This window comes from Streptomyces tanashiensis, from assembly GCF_014648895.1.
Lineage (GTDB): Bacteria > Actinomycetota > Actinomycetes > Streptomycetales > Streptomycetaceae > Streptomyces > Streptomyces tanashiensis.
In genome coordinates this window covers 75,715-94,006 of sequence record NZ_BMRZ01000017.1, presented here as the reverse complement: position 1 = coordinate 94,006, position 18,292 = coordinate 75,715, and the positions used below count along the sequence as shown (strand labels likewise).

The window sequence follows — 18,292 nt, the reverse complement described above, 5'->3', positions numbered from 1 at the left end:
GCTGCTCATGCCCCGGATGGTCGGGCGGGTCAAGCGCATCAGGATCCCCGAGGAGTTGCAGTCCCTCACCCTCGCGCCGCGCCACCTCTCCCTGCTCGCCTATCTGCTCTTCGACGGGCCGCTCGGGGTCAACGAGCTGGCGGCCCGGCTGGAGGTCGCCCCGACCACGGTGAGCCTGATGGTCGGCGACCTCGCGAAGAAGGGGGTCCTGGAGCGGGCCGAGGATCCCGCCGACCGGCGGCGCAAGATCGTCTCCATCGCCGAGGCGCACCGCCCCGCCATCGACGGCTGGCTGGGTCGCAGTGCCGGCGCCTGGCGCGCGGCCCTCGCGCCGCTCGGCCCGGCCGAACGGCAGATGTTCGTCGAGACCCTCGCCGCGTACGAGCGCGGTCTCGCCGACCACGACGACTGAACGAAACGGGCGAAAGCCCCCTTGTGGCAGGATGCGGATCATGAGTTCGAGCACGGCGTCAGTGACACGGCAGTGGACCACCTGGGGGCCGGTGGTGGCCGCGCTTGTGCTTGTCGCGGCCTGGGGGCGCGACCTCCCGGGCTTCGCCGTCGGGCTCATCGCCCTCTGCCTCATGACCGCCGTCCTCGCGGCGGTCCACCACGCCGAGGTCATCGCCCACCGCGTCGGCGAACCCTTCGGCTCGCTCGTCCTCGCCGTGGCCGTCACCGTCATCGAGGTCGGACTCATCGTCACCCTGATGGCGGGAGGCGGCGAGAAGACCTCGACCTACGCCCGCGACACGGTCTTCGCCGCCGTCATGATCACCTGCAACGGCATCGTCGGCCTGTCCCTCCTCGTCGCCGCCCTCCGCAACCGGGTCGCGGTCTTCAACGCCGAGGGCTCCGGCGGCGCGCTCGCCACCGTCTGCACCCTGGCGACGATGACCCTGGTCCTGCCGACCTTCACCACGAGCCACCCGGGCCCCGAGTTCTCCTCCGCCCAGCTCGCCTTCGCCGCCGTCTCCTCCCTCTGCCTGTACGCGGTGTTCGTCGGCGTCCAGACCTTCCGGCACCGGGACTACTTCCTGCCCGTGGAGCGTCCCGGGCAGGAGACGGAGGACGACCATGCCGACCCGCCGTCCCGGCGCGATGCCTGGACCAGCCTCGGCCTCCTCGTCCTCGCCCTCGTCGCCGTCGTCGGCAACGCCAAGCTGATCTCGCCCACCATCGAGGACGGCGTCGAGTCGGCGGGCCTGCCCAAGGCGGTCGTCGGTGTCGTCATCGCCCTGATGGTGCTGCTGCCCGAGACCCTCGCCGCCGTCCGCGCGGCCCGCAGGGACCGCATGCAGACCAGCCTCAACCTCGCCTACGGCTCCGCGATCGCCAGCATCGGCCTGACGATTCCGGCGATCGCGCTCGCCTCGATCTGGCTGTCCGGGCCCCTGGTGCTCGGTCTGGGACCGCTCCACATGGTCCTGCTCGCCCTCACCGGTGTGGTGAGCGCCCTGACCGTGGTGCCCGGACGGGCCACCCTCCTCCAGGGCGGCGTCCATCTCTCGATCTTCGCCGCCTTCGTGTTCCTGTCGTTCAGCCCGTGACGGACCGGTTCAGCGCCCGTGACGGACCGGTTCAGCCCGTGACGGACCAGGTCAGCCCCTGACGGACCCGCTCAGCCCCTGACGACCACCACCCGCAGGCCGGGCGAGCGCAGGATGTCCTTCTCGCAGAACCGGGAGGTCACCCAGCGCTCGCCCGCGTACAGCCGGGTCTGGTCGCTGTAGTGCGGCGACGCCGGGTTCGACGACTGGGAGTACGAGAGCAGGGTGCGGGCCACGGGGCAGCGGCTGCCGTCCCAGCCCACGGCCTGCACATGGCTGGTCCCGTGCGCCACCTCCACATAGCCGCCGCCCGCCGCGTTCCACACGGGCTCGGCCTTGTTCCAGACGCCCAGCGACTCGGTCCCGCCGCTCACCGGGATCCGCTCCCCGTTCCGTACGACGAACTGGTGGGCGCCGAGCGGCGCGTCCAGCGCGATGCCCGCCGCCCGCAGCTCCGCCGCCGCGTCCACGAGGGCCTGCGCGAAGCCGGGCGCCTCCGTGTTCAGGGTGTGCGGGGTGCGGACCGGGTCGGCCGCCGAGAACGGCACCTTCCACTGGTCGGCCGGTTTCACCGTGCCGGTGAACTTCCGCCAGAACCGGTCGAAGAGCAGCGCGCCCCGGCTGTCGGTGTTCACCGTCCGGTCCCAGGCCCCGATCACCCGGCAGACCTCCGGGTCCTCCGGCAGCACCGACGCGCAGGCCTTCGCCGCGTCGGCCGCCGCCATGTCACCGGCCGGCGCCCGGTTCGCGAACTGCTGGCGCTGGAGGTCGGCCACCGTGAGCCGGCCCCGGTCCGCCATCGCCGACACGTCCTCGATCCCGCCCCGGGTGCGCAGCGAGCGCGGGGTCGCGACCGTGCCGAAGATCCGCTCGTAGCCGGTCAGCGGCCGGTCGGCGTTGGCCAGCCAGGCGCTGTCGTTGGAGTTCTCCACGTACGGGGTGTCCCGCAGGACCGGCATCCGCGCCGGGCCGAAGACGCCCGGCTGCACCGCGTCGGGGTCGGATCCCAGCGCGCAGTCCGACCGTGAACCGTCGAGCACGGCGACGCCCGAGGCCGGGTAGGTGGCCCGGCCGAGCGGGGTGGAGCAGCGCGCCGCGAGCTCGTCGGTGATCCGGGGGAGCACCTGGGACTGGGTGAAGAGCGAGTGGCCCGCCGAGTCCGCCGCGATCGTGTTCACCCAGGGCAGCCCCTGCGTGCGCCTCAGGGTGTCGGCGATGTCCCGTGCGGACCGGGCCCTGCCGAAGCCGAGCGCGGTGTCGGAGCCGCGCAGGTTGGCGGCGTTGGGGTCGTTCAGCGCGTACGCCGTGGTCGCGGTCCAGGGCAGCGGCAGCTGTGCGCCGAGGCCGCCGACGACGGGTCCGTACCGGGTCCACCACTGGGTACGGGTGACGGGGGCGCCGCCCTTGACGGCCACGGTGACCTCGCGCGGGGTCATCCGCTCCGGCCTGCCGTCCACGAGGTACGAGGTCGGGTCGCCGGGCGCGAGCGTCAGCTGGTGCAGGTTGAGCGGCACCCCGGTGGCGACGGTGTGGCTCCAGGCGACCTTGTCGTTGAAGCCGATGCTGACGACGGTCGTGCCGAGGAGCGAGGCGCCGGAGACGTTCAGCTCGCCCGGGATGGTCTGCTGCGAATGCCAGAACCGGCGGCCGCCCTGCCAGGGGTAGTGCGGGTTCCCCAGGAGCAGTCCGCGCCCGTTCGCGGTCGTGGCCCCGGAGAACGCGACGGCGTTGGAACCCATGGTGGCGTTCTCGGGAGCGAACAGTTCCCGTGCGGCCTCGGCCGTACGGTCCGGGTCGGGCGCCTCCGGGCCGGGCACCGACGGTCCGTCGGCCTTCCGGGCGGTGGCCCCCGAGCCGGCGGCCGGGCGCGCGGCCGAGGGGGGAGAGGCCGGCGGCCGGGCGGCGGTGATGCCGTCCACGGCCCTGCCCTGTCCGCCGAGCACCGAGACGGCGAAGCCGCGCCGGGCCACGTCGAGGGCGGTCACCGGACGGACCCAGTCGGCGTTCGCGCAGGCCGGATCGGTGACGCGGTTCTTCCGCAGCCAGGCGTTGTACCCGGCCGCCCAGCCGCGCATCAGCTCCTTGAGGTCGCGGCTCGGCCCGGCCGGTGCCGGCGTGCCGAGCAGGTCCTCGACGGTGCCGGCGTCCTTGACGCCGCGGAAGTACAGGTCGCTGGAGAGGTTCGTCGTGGCGGAGGAGAGCGAGCCGTCGGGGGCGGCGTCCGGGCCGAAGTACCGGGAGCGTTCGCCGTTCACGGTCAGGAAGCCGTCGGCGAGCACACAGACCTGGTCGGCGGCCTGGGCCCAGCCCGTGCCGAAGCCGAGGTTCGCGTAGTCCTTGGCCACGATGTGCGGGATGCCGTACTCGGTGTAGCGGATGACGGCCGACAGACCCCGGTCGGAGGGATGGCGGCCCCGGTCCCCGGAGTCGGCGGCCGCCGCGCCGGGCAGCGAGGCCGTGACGACGGCGAGGGCCGCGCCGGTGAGCGCCAGGTGTTTCAGACGGGTACGGAGGTGCAAGATGCCTCCCAACGGGCTGATGAGCACTGCGGGTTGGACCATGCACGCAGTTGCACGCCCCCTTGTCAACATCCCGTTCGGTATCCGAGGTCCGGGCATGTACGCCGCGCCGCGCGGTACTTGACCTTCCGCCCTCCCCGCGCCGAGGATCACCGCATGGATCGACTCCTCAGCCGCGCCGTCGACGGTGTCCTGCGCATGAGCGCCCAGCGCGTGCCCGACCGGATCGCCCTCCGGTACGCCGACCGGACCTGGACGTACGCGGAGCTGGACGCCGCCGTCTCCACCGCCGCCGCCGTGCTGCGGGAGCCGCGCCACGGCCTCGGCCTGCCCGACGCCGCCCGGGTCGCGACCTACGGCCACAACTCGGACGCCTATCTCATCGCGTTCCTCGCCTGCTCCCGGGCCGGCCTGATCCACGTGCCGGTGAACCACCACCTGACCGGCGACGACCTCACGTACATCCTGGAGCAGTCGGACGCCTCGCTGGTGCTCGCCGACCCCGCCCTCGCGGACCGCGTCCCGGACGGCTTCCCGGTCAAGGCGCTGCGGGACGCCCCCGGTTCACTCCTCGACGCGCTCGCCGAGCCGGACACGTACGACACCGACCGCGACGCCCGCGAGTACGTCCAGCTGCTCTACACCTCGGGCACCACCGCACTGCCCAAGGGCGCGATGATGACCCACCACGCGCTCGTCCACGAGTACGCGAGCGCGATCGAGGCGCTCGACCTGCGCGAGGACGACCGGCCCGTGCACGCGCTGCCGCTCTACCACTCGGCGCAGATGCACGTCTTCCTGCTGCCCTACCTCGCCGTCGGCGCGGAGAACACCCTCGTCGACGGACCCGACCCGGCCGTCCTGTTCGACCTGATCGAGGCGGGCCGCGCCGACAGCGTCTTCGCCCCGCCGACCGTCTGGATCGCTCTCGCCAACCACCCGGGGTTCGCCGACCGCGATCTCTCCGCCCTGCGCAAGGCCTACTACGGGGCCTCGATCATGCCCGTGCCGGTCCTGGAACGGCTGCGCGCCCGGCTCCCGGAGCTCGCCTTCTACAACTGCTTCGGCCAGTCGGAGATCGGCCCGCTCGCCACCGTCCTCGGCCCCGACGAGCACGAGGGGCGGATGGACTCCTGCGGCCGTCCCGTGCGCCACGTCGAGGCCCGCGTCGTCGGCGAGGACGGCGAGGACGTCCCCGACGGCACTCCCGGCGAGATCGTCTACCGCTCCCCGCAGCTGTGCGACGGCTACTGGCGCAAGCCCGACGAGACGAAGGAGGCCTTCCGGGGCGGCTGGTTCCACTCGGGGGACCTCGCGGTCCGTGACGCCGAGGGCTATCTCACGATCGTCGACCGGGTGAAGGACGTCATCAACTCCGGTGGCGTGCTCGTCGCCTCGCGTCAGGTCGAGGACGCGCTCTACACCCACCCGGGGGTCGCCGAGGTGGCCGTCATCGGCCTCCCCGACGAGCGCTGGATCGAGGCGGTCACGGCCGTCGTGGTCCCGCGCGGGGAGGTCACCGAGGCCGAACTCCTCGACCACGCCCGCGAGAACCTCGCCCACTTCAAGGCACCGAAGCGCGTCTTCCTCGTGGACGCCCTTCCCCGCAACGCCAGCGGAAAGATCCTCAAGAGGGACCTGAGGGACCGCTTCGGCGCCTCATGACACGGCGGGACGCCCCGTGCCCCCGGCGCGGGTGCGTCAGCCCTTGCGCTCCTCCACGACGCAGAGAATGTTGCCCTCGCTGTCCTTGAACCAGGCACCCCGCATGGTGTCCGACTCGGCCACGCCGTCGACCGTCTTGATGCCCGGCAGGTCGTACTCCTCGAAGGTGACACCCTTGGAGCGCAGCTCCTTCATCTCGCCGTCGAGGTCGTCGACCTTCCAGCTGGCCAGCGTGTGGCCGGCCTGGCCGCCGTAGGGCGTCTCGTAGAGGCCGATCGTCGTTCCACCGCACTCGTACCGGGTGTCCTCGGCCGACTCCCGGGTGAGAGGCAGACCGAGGGTCTCCGAGTAGAAGCGCTTGGCCCGGTCCATGTCATTGACCGGAATGATCGCGGCTATGGGGGAGTCCGACAGCATCGCAACCACCTCCTCCCTCCAGGCTACGCGCCCCGGAGGTCCACGATCCGCTTGATCTTGCCCACCGAGCGCTCCAGCGTCTCCGGGTCGACCACCTCCACGTCCACCGAGACGCCGACCCCGTCCTTCACCGCGGCCGCGACCGCCCGGGCCGCCTCCGCGCGCTCCTCCGGCGTCGCGTCCGGACGGGCCTCGGCCCGCACGGTCAGGGCGTCGAGCCGGCCCTCCCGGGTCAGCCGCAGCTGGAAGTGCGGGGCGACGCCCGGGGTGCGGAGCACGATCTCCTCGATCTGGGTGGGGAAGAGGTTCACCCCGCGCAGGATGATCATGTCGTCGCTGCGGCCGGTGACCTTCTCCATCCGGCGGAACACCCGCGCGGTCCCGGGAAGGAGCCGGGTGAGGTCGCGGGTCCGGTAGCGGATCACCGGCATGGCCTCCTTGGTGAGCGAGGTGAAGACCAGCTCGCCCTCCTCCCCGTCGGGCAGCACCTCGCCGGTGAACGGGTCCACGACCTCCGGGTAGAAGTGGTCCTCCCAGATGTGCAGGCCGTCCTTGGTCTCCACGCACTCCTGGGCCACGCCGGGGCCGATGACCTCCGAGAGGCCGTAGATGTCGACGGCGTCGATCGCGAACCGCTCCTCGATCTCCTTGCGCATCTCCTCCGTCCACGGCTCGGCGCCGAAGACGCCCACCTTCAGCGAGGTGGACCGCGGGTCCACGCCCTGCCGTTCGAACTCGTCGAGCAGGGTCAGCATGTACGAGGGGGTGACCATGATGATCTCGGGCCGGAAGTCCTGGATGAGCTGGACCTGCCGGGCCGTCATGCCGCCGGAGGCCGGGATCACCGTGCACCCCAGGCGCTCCGCGCCGTAGTGGGCGCCCAGTCCTCCGGTGAACAGACCGTATCCGTAGGCCACATGGACCTTGTGGCCGGGGCGCGCCCCGGCGGCGCGCAGGGAGCGGGCCACCACGTCGGCCCACATGTCCAGGTCGGCCTCGGTGTAGCCGACGACGGTCGGGCGGCCGGTGGTGCCGCTGGAGGCGTGGATCCGCCGGATCCGCGACGGGTCGACGGCGAACATGCCGAAGGGGTAGTGGTCGCGCAGGTCCGACTTGGCGGTGAACGGGAAGCGGGACAGGTCCGCGAGCGTACGGCAGTCGTCCGGGGTCAGTCCGGCGGCGTCGAAGGAGCGCCGGTAGAAGTCCACGTTCTCGTACGCGTGGCGCAGGGTCGCGCGCAGCCGCTCCAGCTGGAGGGCCGCCAGCTCCTCGCGCCCGAGCCGTTCGCCGCTGTCCAGCAGTTCCGTCATGCGCCACTCCTCCGCCGTCGTAAAACGGACTACCGATCATTCGGTCGATCCGTTCCGGGTCAGTAAAACCGGAGGTACCCGGGGCTTGGCAAGGGGGTGGACGAACTTTTCGAGGTCCGTCCGCGCGCCCGACCGCCGGCCGGGCAAATCCCTTTGCCCGGGACCGCGCATCGGTGCTGGAGTGGCGGCCATGGAACCCCAGCACCTGCGCGACCTCTACGACCTCCAGCTGCGCCGCGAGGCCCGCCCCGACGGGCCCGGCTGCCGCGTCGAGCGCGTCGGATCCGTCGTCCGGCAGACCGGCCCCGCCCACGCGTGGAACGGCGTCCTCTGGTCCGGACTCGACGAGCCCGCCGCCGACGCCGCCATCGCCGCACAGGTCGACCACTACCGCGCCGCCGGCGTCTCCTTCGAGTGGAAGCTGTACGCGCACGACACCCCCGCCGATCTCGGCGAGCGGCTCCGCGCGGCGGGCTTCACCCCCGAGGACCCCGAGACCCTGATGGCCGCCGAGGCGGCCGACCTCCCCGGGGAGGTCCCGCTCCCCGAGGGCGTCGAGCTCCGCGCGGTCACCGACGAGGCGGGGGTCCGCCAGGTGGTCGAGGTCCACGACCGCGCCTTCGGCACCGACAGCTCCCACATCGGCCGCCAGCTCCTGGACCGCCTCGCGGCCGACCCCGACACGGTCACCGCGGTCGTCGCGCTCGCCGACGACGAGCCCGTCAGCGCTGCCCGACTGGAGCTGTACCCCGGCACGGACTTCGCCGGCCTCTGGGGCGGCGGCACCGTCGAGGGCTGGCGCGGTCGCGGCCTCTACCGCGCCCTGGTCGCCCACCGCGCCCGCATCGCCGCGGCCCGGGGCCACCGCTACGTCCAGGTCGACGCGGCGGACACCAGCCGCCCGATCCTCCTGCGCCTCGGCTTCCTGCCGCTGACGACCACGACGCCGTACGTGTACGAGGTCTAGTCCGGTGGGCGTCCGCGGCGCTACTCGGCGGCGCCGTCGCCGCCGTGTGCGTCCACCACGGCCCGCAGGAGGCCCGGGAAGCGGGCGTCGAACTCCTCGCGGCGCAGGGCGTTCATGCGGGAGGTGCCGGCGTAGTGCTGGCGGATGAGGCCGGCCTCGCGCAGCACGTGGAAGTGGTGGGTGGCCGTGGACTTGCTGACCGGCAGGTCGATGGTGCCGCAGGCCAGGTCCTCGCCCGCCGCGTACAGCTCGGCGACGATCCGGCGCCTGACCGGGTCGACCAGGGCCTCCAGGACCTGCTGCAGGCCGATCTCGCTCATGTCCGGGTGGGGCGGGACGCGGTCCCGCCGGCCGGTGCGTGCCGCTGCTGTCATCGTCGTGTCGACCTCCGGGAGCATCGTACGACAGCCGTCGAAGTTTCACGACCATCGAAGTTTGACAGTGGTCGAACCTTGCGCTTGGCTGGGGTCCGGCGGCGGAGCGGTCCGCGCGCCGCCGTCACCGAACGGGGAGGGGAAGCCCGATGAGCAAGGCCAGGACGGTGCTGTTCCACGAGTACGGCGGTCCGGAGGTGCTCCGCCTCGAAGACGTGGAGGTCGGCGAGCCGGGCCCCGGCGACGTCCTCCTGCGCGTGGAGGCGATCGGCCTCAACCGCGCCGAGGCGCTCTTCCGCGGCGGCCACTACATCGAGCCCGTCCGGCGCTTTCCCGCCCGGATCGGCCTGGAGGCGGCGGGCGTCGTCGAGGCCGTGGGGGACGGGGTGAGCGGATTCGCGGCCGGGCAGGCGGTCAGCGTCGTGCCCTCCTTCTCCATGAACGACCACGGCGTCTACGCCGAGCGCGCGATCGTCCCGGCGTCCTCGCTCGTGCCCCGCCCCGAGGGACTCGGCCCCGTCGAGGGTGCCGCCGTGTGGATGCCGTACGTCACGGCGTACGGCGGCCTCGTCGAGGTCGGCGGGATGCGCGCCGGGGACACCGTCGTCCTGACCGGGGCCTCCAGCAGCGTCGGCCTGGCCGCCATCAGGACCGCCCACCGGATCGGCGCCACGCCCCTCGCCACCACCCGCACCCGGGCCAAGAAGGACGCCCTGCTCGAGGCGGGGGCCGCCGAGGTCATCGTCACCGAGGAGGAGGACGTCGCCGAGCGGGTGCGGGAGCTCACGGGCGGACGCGGCGCCGACCTCGCCTTCGACGGTGTCGCGGGACCCGGCGTCACCGACCTCGTCAGGGCCGTCGCCCCCGGCGGCACCGTGCTGCTCTACGGAGCCGTGAGCGGGCTGCCGACCCCGTACCCCGGCTTCGACCTCGGAATGCCCGCCGTCTCCCTCCGGACCTACACGATGCCGGAGACGACCAGGGACCCGGAGCGGCTGCGCCGGGCCCGCGCCTTCGTCGAGTCCGGGCTGCGCACCGGGTCCCTCGAACCGGCCGTCGACCGCATCTTCACGCTCGACGAGATCGTGGCGGCGCACCGGGCCATGGAGGCCGGCCACCAGGTGGGCAAGATCGTCGTGACCGTGCCCCACTGACGTCCCGGGGTGTCAGGCCGTCCAGTGCGTCGGGCGGTCGAAGCCCTCCGGGAGACGGGTCGCCGCGTTCCCGCGGGCCGAGTTCAGCTGGGGCTGCGTCAGGAAGAGGGCTCCCGTGAGGTCCGCGTCCGACAGGTCGGCGTCCCGCAGGTCGGCACCGATCAGGTCCGCGAGCGACAGGTCCGCCCCCGTCAGGTCCGCGGCGATGAGCAGAGCCCCGCGCAGGTCCGTGCCCCGCAGCTTCGCCCCGCGCAGCCGCTTGCCGATCAGGTCGGCGCCGCGCCGGCTCTTCGACCGGCCGCCGGCCGTGGCGCGGACCAGCTCGCTCGTCCTGAGGAGCAGCGGATTGACCTCGGCGCGCACCGCGGCGACGTCCAGCTTCTCCAGGGCGTCCGGCGTGCCCGCGGCGAGCTCCTCGACCCGGTCCAGCGCGGCCCGCAGACCGGCGTGGACGGGGCGGGCCGTCCGCAGCGCCAGGGCCTCCGTGAGGTAGCGCAGCAGCTCGTGCAGCTGGCGCACCACCGGGAACACCTCGTACATCTGCCGGGCCGTCTCCGGAGCCTCGCGCCAGGACACGCCGCCGAAGGTCACCTGGGAGACCCGCTGACCGGCGCCGAAGCAGTCGTACACCGTGCAGCCCTGGAAACCGCTCGGCCGCAGCCGGGTGTGGATCCCGCAGCGGAAGTCCTCCTGGAGGTTCCGGCAGGGCTCGCCCGACGGCTTGTTCACGGCGAAATCGGCCGACTTCGCGAACGGCAGCGCCACGCAGCACAGGCCGAAGCAGTTCGCGCAGTCGCCGCGGAGTGCGGAATCCCGGGTGTCGGGCACGGTGGAACGGTTCCTTCGCGGTTCGGGGACGGTCCTCCACCGTATCGCGCCCCCGGCCTGCGGCTCTCGGCACGGCGCTCACGGCGAAACCCCATTGCATGATCCACCGGGTCCCGTGAGGATCGTCGGCATGCCGACGTTCACGACGTATGACGGAACCCAACTCGCCTACCGCGTCCGGGGGGAGGGAGAGCCGCTCGTGTGCCTGGCGGGCGGGCCGATGCGCGACGCCGGCTACCTCGGGGACCTCGGCGGACTCGCCGCCCACCGCACCCTCGTCCTGCTCGACGCCCGCGGCACCGGGGCGAGCGCCGAGCCCGCCGACCCCGGCACGTACCGCTGCGACCGGCAGGTCGGCGACGTCGAGGCCCTCCGCGCCCACCTCGGCCTGGAGCGGATCGACCTCCTCGGCCACTCGGCGGCCGGGAACCTGGCCGTCCTCTACGCCGCCGCCCACCCCGAGCGGATCCGCTCCCTCGTCCTCGTCACCTCCGCCGCGCGCGCCCTCGGCGTCGAGAGCACCGACGAGGAGTGGGACAAGGCCGTCGAGGTCTTCGCCGACCTGCCCTGGTACCCGGAGGCCAGGGCCGCACTCGACGCGGCCGGCCCCGACACCCCGCTGCGGCGCCTCTACGAGCTCGTCGCCCCCTTCGCCTACGGCCGCTGGGACGCCGCCGCCCAGGAGCACGCGGCGGCCAACGGGCGGGAGACCAACTGGGCGGCCGCCCCCGCCTACCACGGCGAGGGCGCCTACGACCCGGAGACCACCCGCCGCGCGATCGGGGCGCTCACCGAGCCGGTCCTGATCCTGGCGGGCGCGTACGACGGCAGCCCCACGCCCGCCCAGGCGGCCGAGGCGGCGACCCGCTTCCCGCACGCGGAGCTCGTCGTCCAGCCGGGCGCCGGACACTTCCCCTGGGTCGACGACGCGGAGGCCTTCGTCCGCCAGGTCGCCGCCTTCCTCGACCCGGCCGTCAGCACGGTCACCGTCGACGGCGTACGCCTCTCCTACCGGGTCGCCGGACCCGAGGACGCCCGGCCCGTGGTCCTCGTCCACGGCCGCGGCGAGTCCAGCACGACGTGGGCCGAGATCACCGCGGACCTGGCCGCCGACCACCGGGTGTACGCCCTCGACCTGCCCGGCCATGGACTCAGCGACCGGACCGGCCGCTACGGCTTCGAGGACTTCCGCGACGAACTCGGCGGCTTCCTCCGGGCCCTCGGCCTCACCGGCGCCACCGTCGTCGCCCACTCGATGGGCGCCGGCGCCGCGTACCTCCTCGCCCAGCGCGAGCCCGGCCTCATCGGCCGCCTCGTCCTGGAGGAGGCCCCGGCCTTCGTCCCGCTCGACCCGCCGCGTCCCGTGGCCGAACGCCCCGAGGGCGCCCTCGCCTTCGACTGGGACATCGTCCCGGCCACCGACGCCCAGCTGAACGCGCCCGATCCCGCCTGGCGCGAGGGGGCCTCCGCGATCCCGGCACCCACCCTCGTCCTCGCCGGCGGCCCGGCCAGCCACATCCCGCAGGACCAACTCGCCCGCCTCGCCCAGGACATACCGGGTGCCAGCCTCGTCACCATCGAGGCCGGACACCTCGTCCACGAGACCCGCCCGGCCGAGTTCCTCGCCGTACTAAGGGAGTTCGGCACGCGGTGAGGGCCCGATGACTCCCGTCGCCGGTCGTGGTAGGACTGTTCGGTATCGCAAACAGTCTGCGGCGGGGGAGTGAAACGTGGCTGTCACGATTCCGGGCTGGGCCGACACCCTTCTCGATCTGATCGGTGTCGCCTGGCCGAACGTCGACGAGGACGCGTACCGCGAGATGGCGGACGCGCTCAGGGAGTTCGCGGAGGACCTGGAGGACGACGGCCAGCTCGCGAACAACCACTTCGAGCGGTTGCTGTCCTCGGGCCAGGGCGAGTCGATGGACGCGCTCAACGAGCACTGGTCCAAGGTCAAGGGCAAGCACATCAAGGACATCGCCGGTGCCGCCCGCACGATCGCGGGCGGCCTGGACACGGCGGCCGGCGCGATCGAGGGGATGAAGCTCGCCGCTCTGGTGCAGCTGGGGTACCTCGCCTCCGAAGCGGGCATCGCGCTCTCCCTGATCCCGGTCACGGGCGGCCTGTCCGCGCTGATCGGCGCGGGGGCGATGCGGGCCACCCAGGAGGTGATCAAGCGGCTGATCAAGGAGTGCGTCGAGGAGGCCGTCGGGTACGTCGTCGCGGCGATGACCGAGCCCGCGGTGGCAGCCCTGGAGGGCATGGCGGCGGACCTGGTCGTACAGCTCGGCGCCGTCGCGATCGGCCTGCAGGACGGGGTCGACCTCGACCAGACCGGGAACGCCGGCAAGCAGGGGTTCAAGGACGGGGTCCAGTCCGGCAAGGAGGCCATGAACCTCGCCTCGGCCGGCAGCGGCGCGAAGGGCCCGGGGAGCGGTCTGAAGAACCTGCACATCGAGCACGCCGAGCACACGCACGCCTCGACCCAGCTCAACGGCGTCAGCGTGAGCATCCACGGCAGGACCACGGGCAAACTCACGAAGGCGAAGACCGCGCACGGACGGACCCGGGGCCGTGACTCGATCGCGGATGCGATCGACCCGATCGCCGACAAGGCGATGGAGGCGCTGACCAAGGCCGCCAAGTCGATGGGCGACCACGTCGGCAAGACGCTTCCCAAGGTCGTCAAGCAGATCTCCGTCGACCACAAGAACACCGACGACGACCTCCGCGACCGCTTCGCCCGGCAGCGCAAGGGCGACCACGACGACGGCAAGGACGGACGCGGTGGCGGCCCGGGCCGCGGCCCGCGCAAGGACGGCCCGCTCCGCTCGCGCCCCGAACCCCTGCGCGACGCCAAGGACGACCCCCGCCGCAACGGCATCCCGCTCGACAGGAAGACCTGCAAGAACGACCCCGTCGACGTGGCGACCGGCGTGATGACGCTCCCACAGACGGACCTGACCCTCCCGGGCACCCTCCCGCTCGCCCTGGAACGCACCCATCTCTCCGACTACCGCTACGGACAGTGGTTCGGCCGCAGCTGGGCCTCCACCCTCGACGAGCGCCTCGAACCCGACCCGGTGGGCGGCGGCGCGGTCTGGGCGAGGGAGGACGGCTCCCTGCTCGTCTACCCGAGCCTGCCCCACCCGGAGGGCGAGCCCGTCCTGCCCGTCGAGGGCCCGAGGGTGCCGCTCGCACACGGCGGCACGTACGACGACCTGACCACGTACACCGTCACCGAGCCCGACACCGGCCTCACCCGCTCCTTCACCGGCAGCCCCTACCGGACGTCGACCGCCTACTGGCTCACCGAACTGACCGACCGCAACGACAACTCCGTCACGTTCTCCCGCCGTTCCGACGGCGCGCCGACCGCCGTCTCGCACAGCGGGGGGTACGTGGTCCGCGTCGCCACCGACGACGACCGCGTCACCGCCCTGGCCGTGCACACGCCGCAGGGCCCGGTGGACGTCGTGTCGTACGGGTACGACACCGAGGGCAACCTCGACGCCGTCGTCAACTCCTCGGGCCTGCCGCTGCGCCTCACGTACGACCAAGCCGCCCGGGTCACCTCCTGGACCGACCGCAACGGCTCCACCTTCCGCTACTGGTACGACGGCGCCGGACGCGTCGTCGAGACCGTCGGACCCGACGGACACCTCTCCTCCGCGTTCGCCTACGACACCGAGCGGCGCACCACCCGCTACACCGACTCCACGGGCGCCACCACCGTCTTCCTCCTCAACGACCGGCTCCAGGTCGTCGCCGAGACCGACCCGCTCGGCAACACCGTCAGCCAGGCCTGGGACCGCTACGACCGGCTCCTGAGCCGCGTCGACACCCACGGCAGGACCGCGACCTGGACCTGGGACGACGACGGGCACCTCACGGCCGTCACGACGCCCGGCGGCGCCGTGACCACGGCCGAGTACGACGAACACGGCATGCCGGTCGCCACGACCGCCCCGAACGGCGCGCGCTGGACCCGGACGTACGACGAGCGCGGCAACCAGCTGACGCTGGTGGGCCCGGACGGCTCCGCGGTCCGCTTCACGTACGACGGACACGGCGCACTGCTCTCCATCACCGACATCGACGACCGCACGGAGAGCTTCGTGCCGGACCGGGCCGGTCTGCCGCTCTCCCGCACCGACCAGGCGGGGAACACCGTCACGTTCACCCGCGACGCCTTCGGCCGCCCGGTCACCGCCGACGCGGGCGGCGCCGTCACCACCCTCGAATGGACCGTCGAGGGCCTGCCGGCACGGCGGACCGCTCCGGACGGCACCACGCACACCTGGGAGTACGACGGCGAGGGCAACTGCGTCGCCGAGGCCGGTCCCGGCGGCCTCACCCTCCACGAGTACACCCACTTCGACCTCCCCTCGGCCCGGACCACGCCGGACGGCGCACGCCATGAGTTCGCCTACGACACCGAGCTGCGCCTCACCGAGGTCCGCAACGCCGCCGGCCGCGCCTGGCGGTACGCCTACGACACCGTCGGCCGCGTCGTCTCGGAGACCGACTTCGACGGCCGCGCGGTCCACTACGCCTACGACCCCGCGGGCCGGTGGAGCGCGCGGAGGAACGTCCTCGGCCAGACCGTCACGCACCACTTCGACGACGACGGCCTGCTGGTCGCCAAGGACGCGGACGGCATCGTCACCCGCCTCACCCACGACGTGATGGGACGCCTGACCTCGGCGACCTCGCCGCAGTCGGCCCTCACCATCGCACGCGACGACCGCGGCCGGGTCACCGCCGAGACCGTCGACGGCCGCACCACGCGCTTCACCCATGACGCACTCGGCCGGCGCACCGGCCGGACCACACCGGGCGGCGTGACCACCACGCTGACCTACGACGCGCACGGCAACCGCTCGGCGCTCGACCTCGCGGGCCACACCCTGGACTTCGTCCACGACGCGCTCGGCAGGGAGGTGAGCCGCACCCTCGGACCCCTGGACGCCCCGGTGACGCTCTCCACCGACTGGGACGGCGCGGGCAGGATCCGGGAGCAGACCCTCGCCGTACCGGGCCGCCTGCTGCGCTCGCGCGCGTACGACTACCGGCCCGACGACCGGGTGCGTGCCGTCACCGACCTGATCACGGGACAGACCCGCGCCTTCGACCGCGATCCGGCCGGGCGCGCGCTGAGGATCGACGCCCCCGGCTGGACCGAGACGTACGCCTACGACATCGAGGGCAACCAGACCTCGGCCCAGTGGCCGGACCGCGCGCCGCACACCGAGTCGCGGGGCCCCCGCGGATACGAGGGCACGTCCGTCCGCACCGCCGGCGCCATGAGCTACACCCACGACGCCGCGGGGCGGGTCGTCGAGCGACGCAGGAAGCGGCTCTCCCGCAGGCCCGACGTCTGGCGGTACACCTGGGACGCCGAGGACCGGCTGACCTCGTGCACGACACCCGACGGCGTGCTGTGGACGTACGCGTACGACGCGTTCGGCCGGCGGACGGCGAAGCGGCGGCACGGGCCCGACGGGGCCGTCGTCGCGGAGACGCTGTTCACCTGGGACGACGCGCGGCTGGTCGAACAGACCGACAGCACCACCACACTCACCTGGGAGCACGACGGCCTCCGCCCGCTGGCCCAGTTCGAGCACCGGACCCCGGCCCCGGGCGGGGCGGGCGAGGACGGGGCGGGCCCGGACGACGACGGCCGGGCCGGGGTCGACGCACGGTTCTTCGCGATCGTGACCGACCTCATCGGCACCCCCACCGAACTCGTCGACGGGACGGGCCGGATCGCCTGGCACAGCCGGGCCACCCACTGGGGCGTCACCAGCTGGAACCAGGACGCCGACGCGTACACACCGCTCCGCTTCCCCGGCCAGTACGCGGACCCGGAGACCGGCCTCCACTACAACTGCTTCCGGCACTACGACCCGGAGGCCGGCCGCTACGTCACCCCCGACCCGCTCGGCCTCGACCCCGCGCCCAACCCCGTCGGGTACATCGCCGACCCGCTCACCGAGTCGGACCCCCTGGGCCTCGCGCCGTGCCTCCAGGCGCTCCAGGACATGGCCACGAAGATCGCGCACGTCTTCCCGGAGGACAAGCGGAAGTACCAGACCGTCTCGGTCATCCACGCGATCACCCCGAAGGGTCCCCGCATGTTCGTCGCGGGCACCAGCAGGGTGCCGCTGAACAAGGCCCAGCTGAAGCTGGCCGAGGAGATGGGGCTCATCCCGATCCCGTCGGACGAGTACCTGCCCAAGCCCCCGCCCGGGGAACGGGGCGGCCACGCCGAACAGAACATCCTCCACTTCCTGAACCGGAGGCACCAGGCGAACGGCGGGGAGAGCTGGCTCCCGACCCACGGCGCGGCCTCCCGGCCGGTCTGCCCGGACGTCTGCCCGCCGATCATCCGCGCCGCGGCCGGCGACGGCAAGGTCGTCGCGTACTACGAACCCAACGGCACCTATCTAAAGTTCTACTGGCCCGACAACTACCTGAGGAAGAAGTAGGCAGACCATGGAGTACGAAGCCGTCGGAGCCGAGCTCACCGCCACCGAGGACCTGCCGGGGCTCGGCTCGGCGCTGGGGCAGCTCGACTGCCTGCTCGTCAGGAACGGCGCGCACTGGATCGTCGCCCGGAACGGCGTGTCCGTGGAGGTGGGCCGCGTGTCGGGCGACACCGGCGCCGTCTTCGACACCCGGTACGGCGGCCGGCTGTCCGACGGGGAGGGCGTGTCCGTCAGCCCCCTCCCCGGCGGCGGACTGGCCGTGAGCGGCCGCGACTCCGTCACCGTCCAGGAGGCGGACGGAACCGTCCGATGGGCCCTCGCGCACCGTCCGTGGCCGAGCGGAGCCCGGGGCGCCTGCGCCCCCGACCCCTCCGGGACCGCACTGCTCGCCGTCGTGCAGCCCGCCCTGGAGACCGACCGGGCCGAGGTGCTCCTGGCCCTGGACCTGGCGACCGGCGTGGTCCTGGCCGAGGCGCCGCTCCCGACGAGCTGGGGGACGTACGAGTTCCAGCAGCCGCTCGGCCCCGCCGGGTCGGCGGACCTCTTCCTCGACGCGGCGCAGGGACAGGAGGAGGCCTACTCCCTGCTCGCCGCCCTCGCGGGGAAGGAGCTCGCGGTCACGCGCGTCGGCGGCTTCGACGAACCCTTCACGGGCAGCAGCGACCGGGCCGGTGCGTTCCTGACCGTCGCCGTCGCCGGGGAGCAGCTCACCCGCTACGACGTTCCCGCGCACCCCCGCACGGTGGCGCGGGCGGACGACGTCCTCCCCGGCGACCTGGTCTTCATGGGACGGCCCGGCTTCCTCGACGCGACGCGGGTCCTCGCCGCGGTGGGCGAGGACCCGTGGGAGGAGGAGTGCCGGCACGTGCTGCTCGACGCCGTCGACCTGCGCCCGCGTGCCGAGGTCACGTATCCCACGGGCGGCGAGCCGGTGTCCCGGGTGCTGCCGCTCGGCGACGGCACCTGGCTCACCTTCGACGGGGACACCGTGAACAGGTGGCGTACCGGCTGACTCCC

General features: G+C 73.1%; 13 protein-coding genes. 8 read left to right on the top strand and 5 right to left on the bottom strand.

The genetic code is table 11. The annotated features are described in order from the left end of the window. Window positions 1-7 precede the first annotated feature (7 nt). Both IE237_RS33340 and IE237_RS33335 read left to right on the top strand, forming a co-directional pair. Window positions 8-412, top strand: a complete 405-nt coding sequence (locus tag IE237_RS33340) for a MarR family winged helix-turn-helix transcriptional regulator (protein WP_189805977.1) — start codon at window positions 8-10, stop codon at window positions 410-412. Window positions 413-452: 40 nt separating this feature from the next. Further along, entirely contained in the window at window positions 453-1,550 is a 1,098-nt protein-coding gene (locus IE237_RS33335; RefSeq protein ID WP_189805898.1) for a calcium:cation antiporter, read from the top strand. Window positions 1,551-1,621: 71 nt separating this feature from the next. Here the strand turns inward: IE237_RS33335 and IE237_RS33330 are convergent, their stop codons facing one another. Next, the gene (locus IE237_RS33330) at window positions 1,622-4,069 is read right to left on the bottom strand and encodes a penicillin acylase family protein (protein WP_189805897.1); all 2,448 of its coding nucleotides are present in this window, start codon (window positions 4,067-4,069) and stop codon (window positions 1,622-1,624) included. A 156-nt stretch (window positions 4,070-4,225) separates the two neighbouring features. Between IE237_RS33330 and IE237_RS33325 the strand changes: the two genes are divergently transcribed. Then, a complete protein-coding gene (locus IE237_RS33325) occupies window positions 4,226-5,734 on the top strand; it encodes a fatty acyl-CoA synthetase (RefSeq protein WP_189805896.1) in 1,509 nt (502 codons plus the stop codon). Window positions 5,735-5,770: 36 nt separating this feature from the next. Here IE237_RS33325 and IE237_RS33320 read toward each other — a convergent pair whose 3' ends face one another. Both IE237_RS33320 and paaK read right to left on the bottom strand, forming a co-directional pair. Further along, the gene (locus IE237_RS33320; protein WP_189805895.1) at window positions 5,771-6,151 is read right to left on the bottom strand and encodes a VOC family protein; all 381 of its coding nucleotides are present in this window, start codon (window positions 6,149-6,151) and stop codon (window positions 5,771-5,773) included. A gap of 23 nt (window positions 6,152-6,174) precedes the next feature. Further along, the gene (gene paaK / locus IE237_RS33315) at window positions 6,175-7,461 is read right to left on the bottom strand and encodes a phenylacetate--CoA ligase PaaK (protein ID WP_189805894.1); all 1,287 of its coding nucleotides are present in this window, start codon (window positions 7,459-7,461) and stop codon (window positions 6,175-6,177) included. Between the two features lie 190 nt (window positions 7,462-7,651). Here paaK and IE237_RS33310 point away from each other — a divergent pair, with 190 nt between their 5' ends. Then, window positions 7,652-8,428, top strand: a complete 777-nt coding sequence (locus IE237_RS33310; RefSeq protein WP_189805893.1) for a GNAT family N-acetyltransferase — start codon at window positions 7,652-7,654, stop codon at window positions 8,426-8,428. A gap of 20 nt (window positions 8,429-8,448) precedes the next feature. Here IE237_RS33310 and IE237_RS33305 read toward each other — a convergent pair whose 3' ends face one another. Next, entirely contained in the window at window positions 8,449-8,802 is a 354-nt protein-coding gene (locus IE237_RS33305; RefSeq protein ID WP_189805892.1) for an ArsR/SmtB family transcription factor, read from the bottom strand. A 149-nt stretch (window positions 8,803-8,951) separates the two neighbouring features. On the opposite strand from IE237_RS33305, the gene IE237_RS33300 reads away from it, so the two are divergent. Continuing rightward, window positions 8,952-9,956 (top strand): zinc-dependent alcohol dehydrogenase family protein, encoded by a 1,005-nt coding sequence (locus IE237_RS33300; protein ID WP_189805891.1) that lies wholly within the window; start codon window positions 8,952-8,954, stop codon window positions 9,954-9,956. Window positions 9,957-9,968: 12 nt separating this feature from the next. On the opposite strand, the gene IE237_RS33295 is transcribed toward IE237_RS33300, so the two are convergent. After that, on the bottom strand, window positions 9,969-10,784 hold the full coding sequence (locus IE237_RS33295; protein ID WP_189805890.1) for a pentapeptide repeat-containing protein: 816 nt from the start codon (window positions 10,782-10,784) through the stop codon (window positions 9,969-9,971). A gap of 130 nt (window positions 10,785-10,914) precedes the next feature. On the opposite strand from IE237_RS33295, the gene IE237_RS33290 reads away from it, so the two are divergent. The 3 genes from IE237_RS33290 to IE237_RS33280 all read left to right on the top strand — a co-directional run bounded on the left by IE237_RS33290 (window position 10,915) and on the right by IE237_RS33280 (window position 18,287). After that, window positions 10,915-12,438 (top strand): alpha/beta fold hydrolase, encoded by a 1,524-nt coding sequence (locus tag IE237_RS33290; protein WP_189805889.1) that lies wholly within the window; start codon window positions 10,915-10,917, stop codon window positions 12,436-12,438. Window positions 12,439-12,514: 76 nt separating this feature from the next. After that, window positions 12,515-17,275, top strand: coding sequence for a DUF6531 domain-containing protein (locus tag IE237_RS41425; protein WP_189805888.1), 4,761 nt, complete (start codon window positions 12,515-12,517; stop codon window positions 17,273-17,275). Between the two features lie 7 nt (window positions 17,276-17,282). Then, on the top strand, window positions 17,283-18,287 hold the full coding sequence (locus IE237_RS33280) for a hypothetical protein (RefSeq protein WP_189805887.1): 1,005 nt from the start codon (window positions 17,283-17,285) through the stop codon (window positions 18,285-18,287). The last annotated feature ends 5 nt before the right edge of the window (window positions 18,288-18,292 follow it).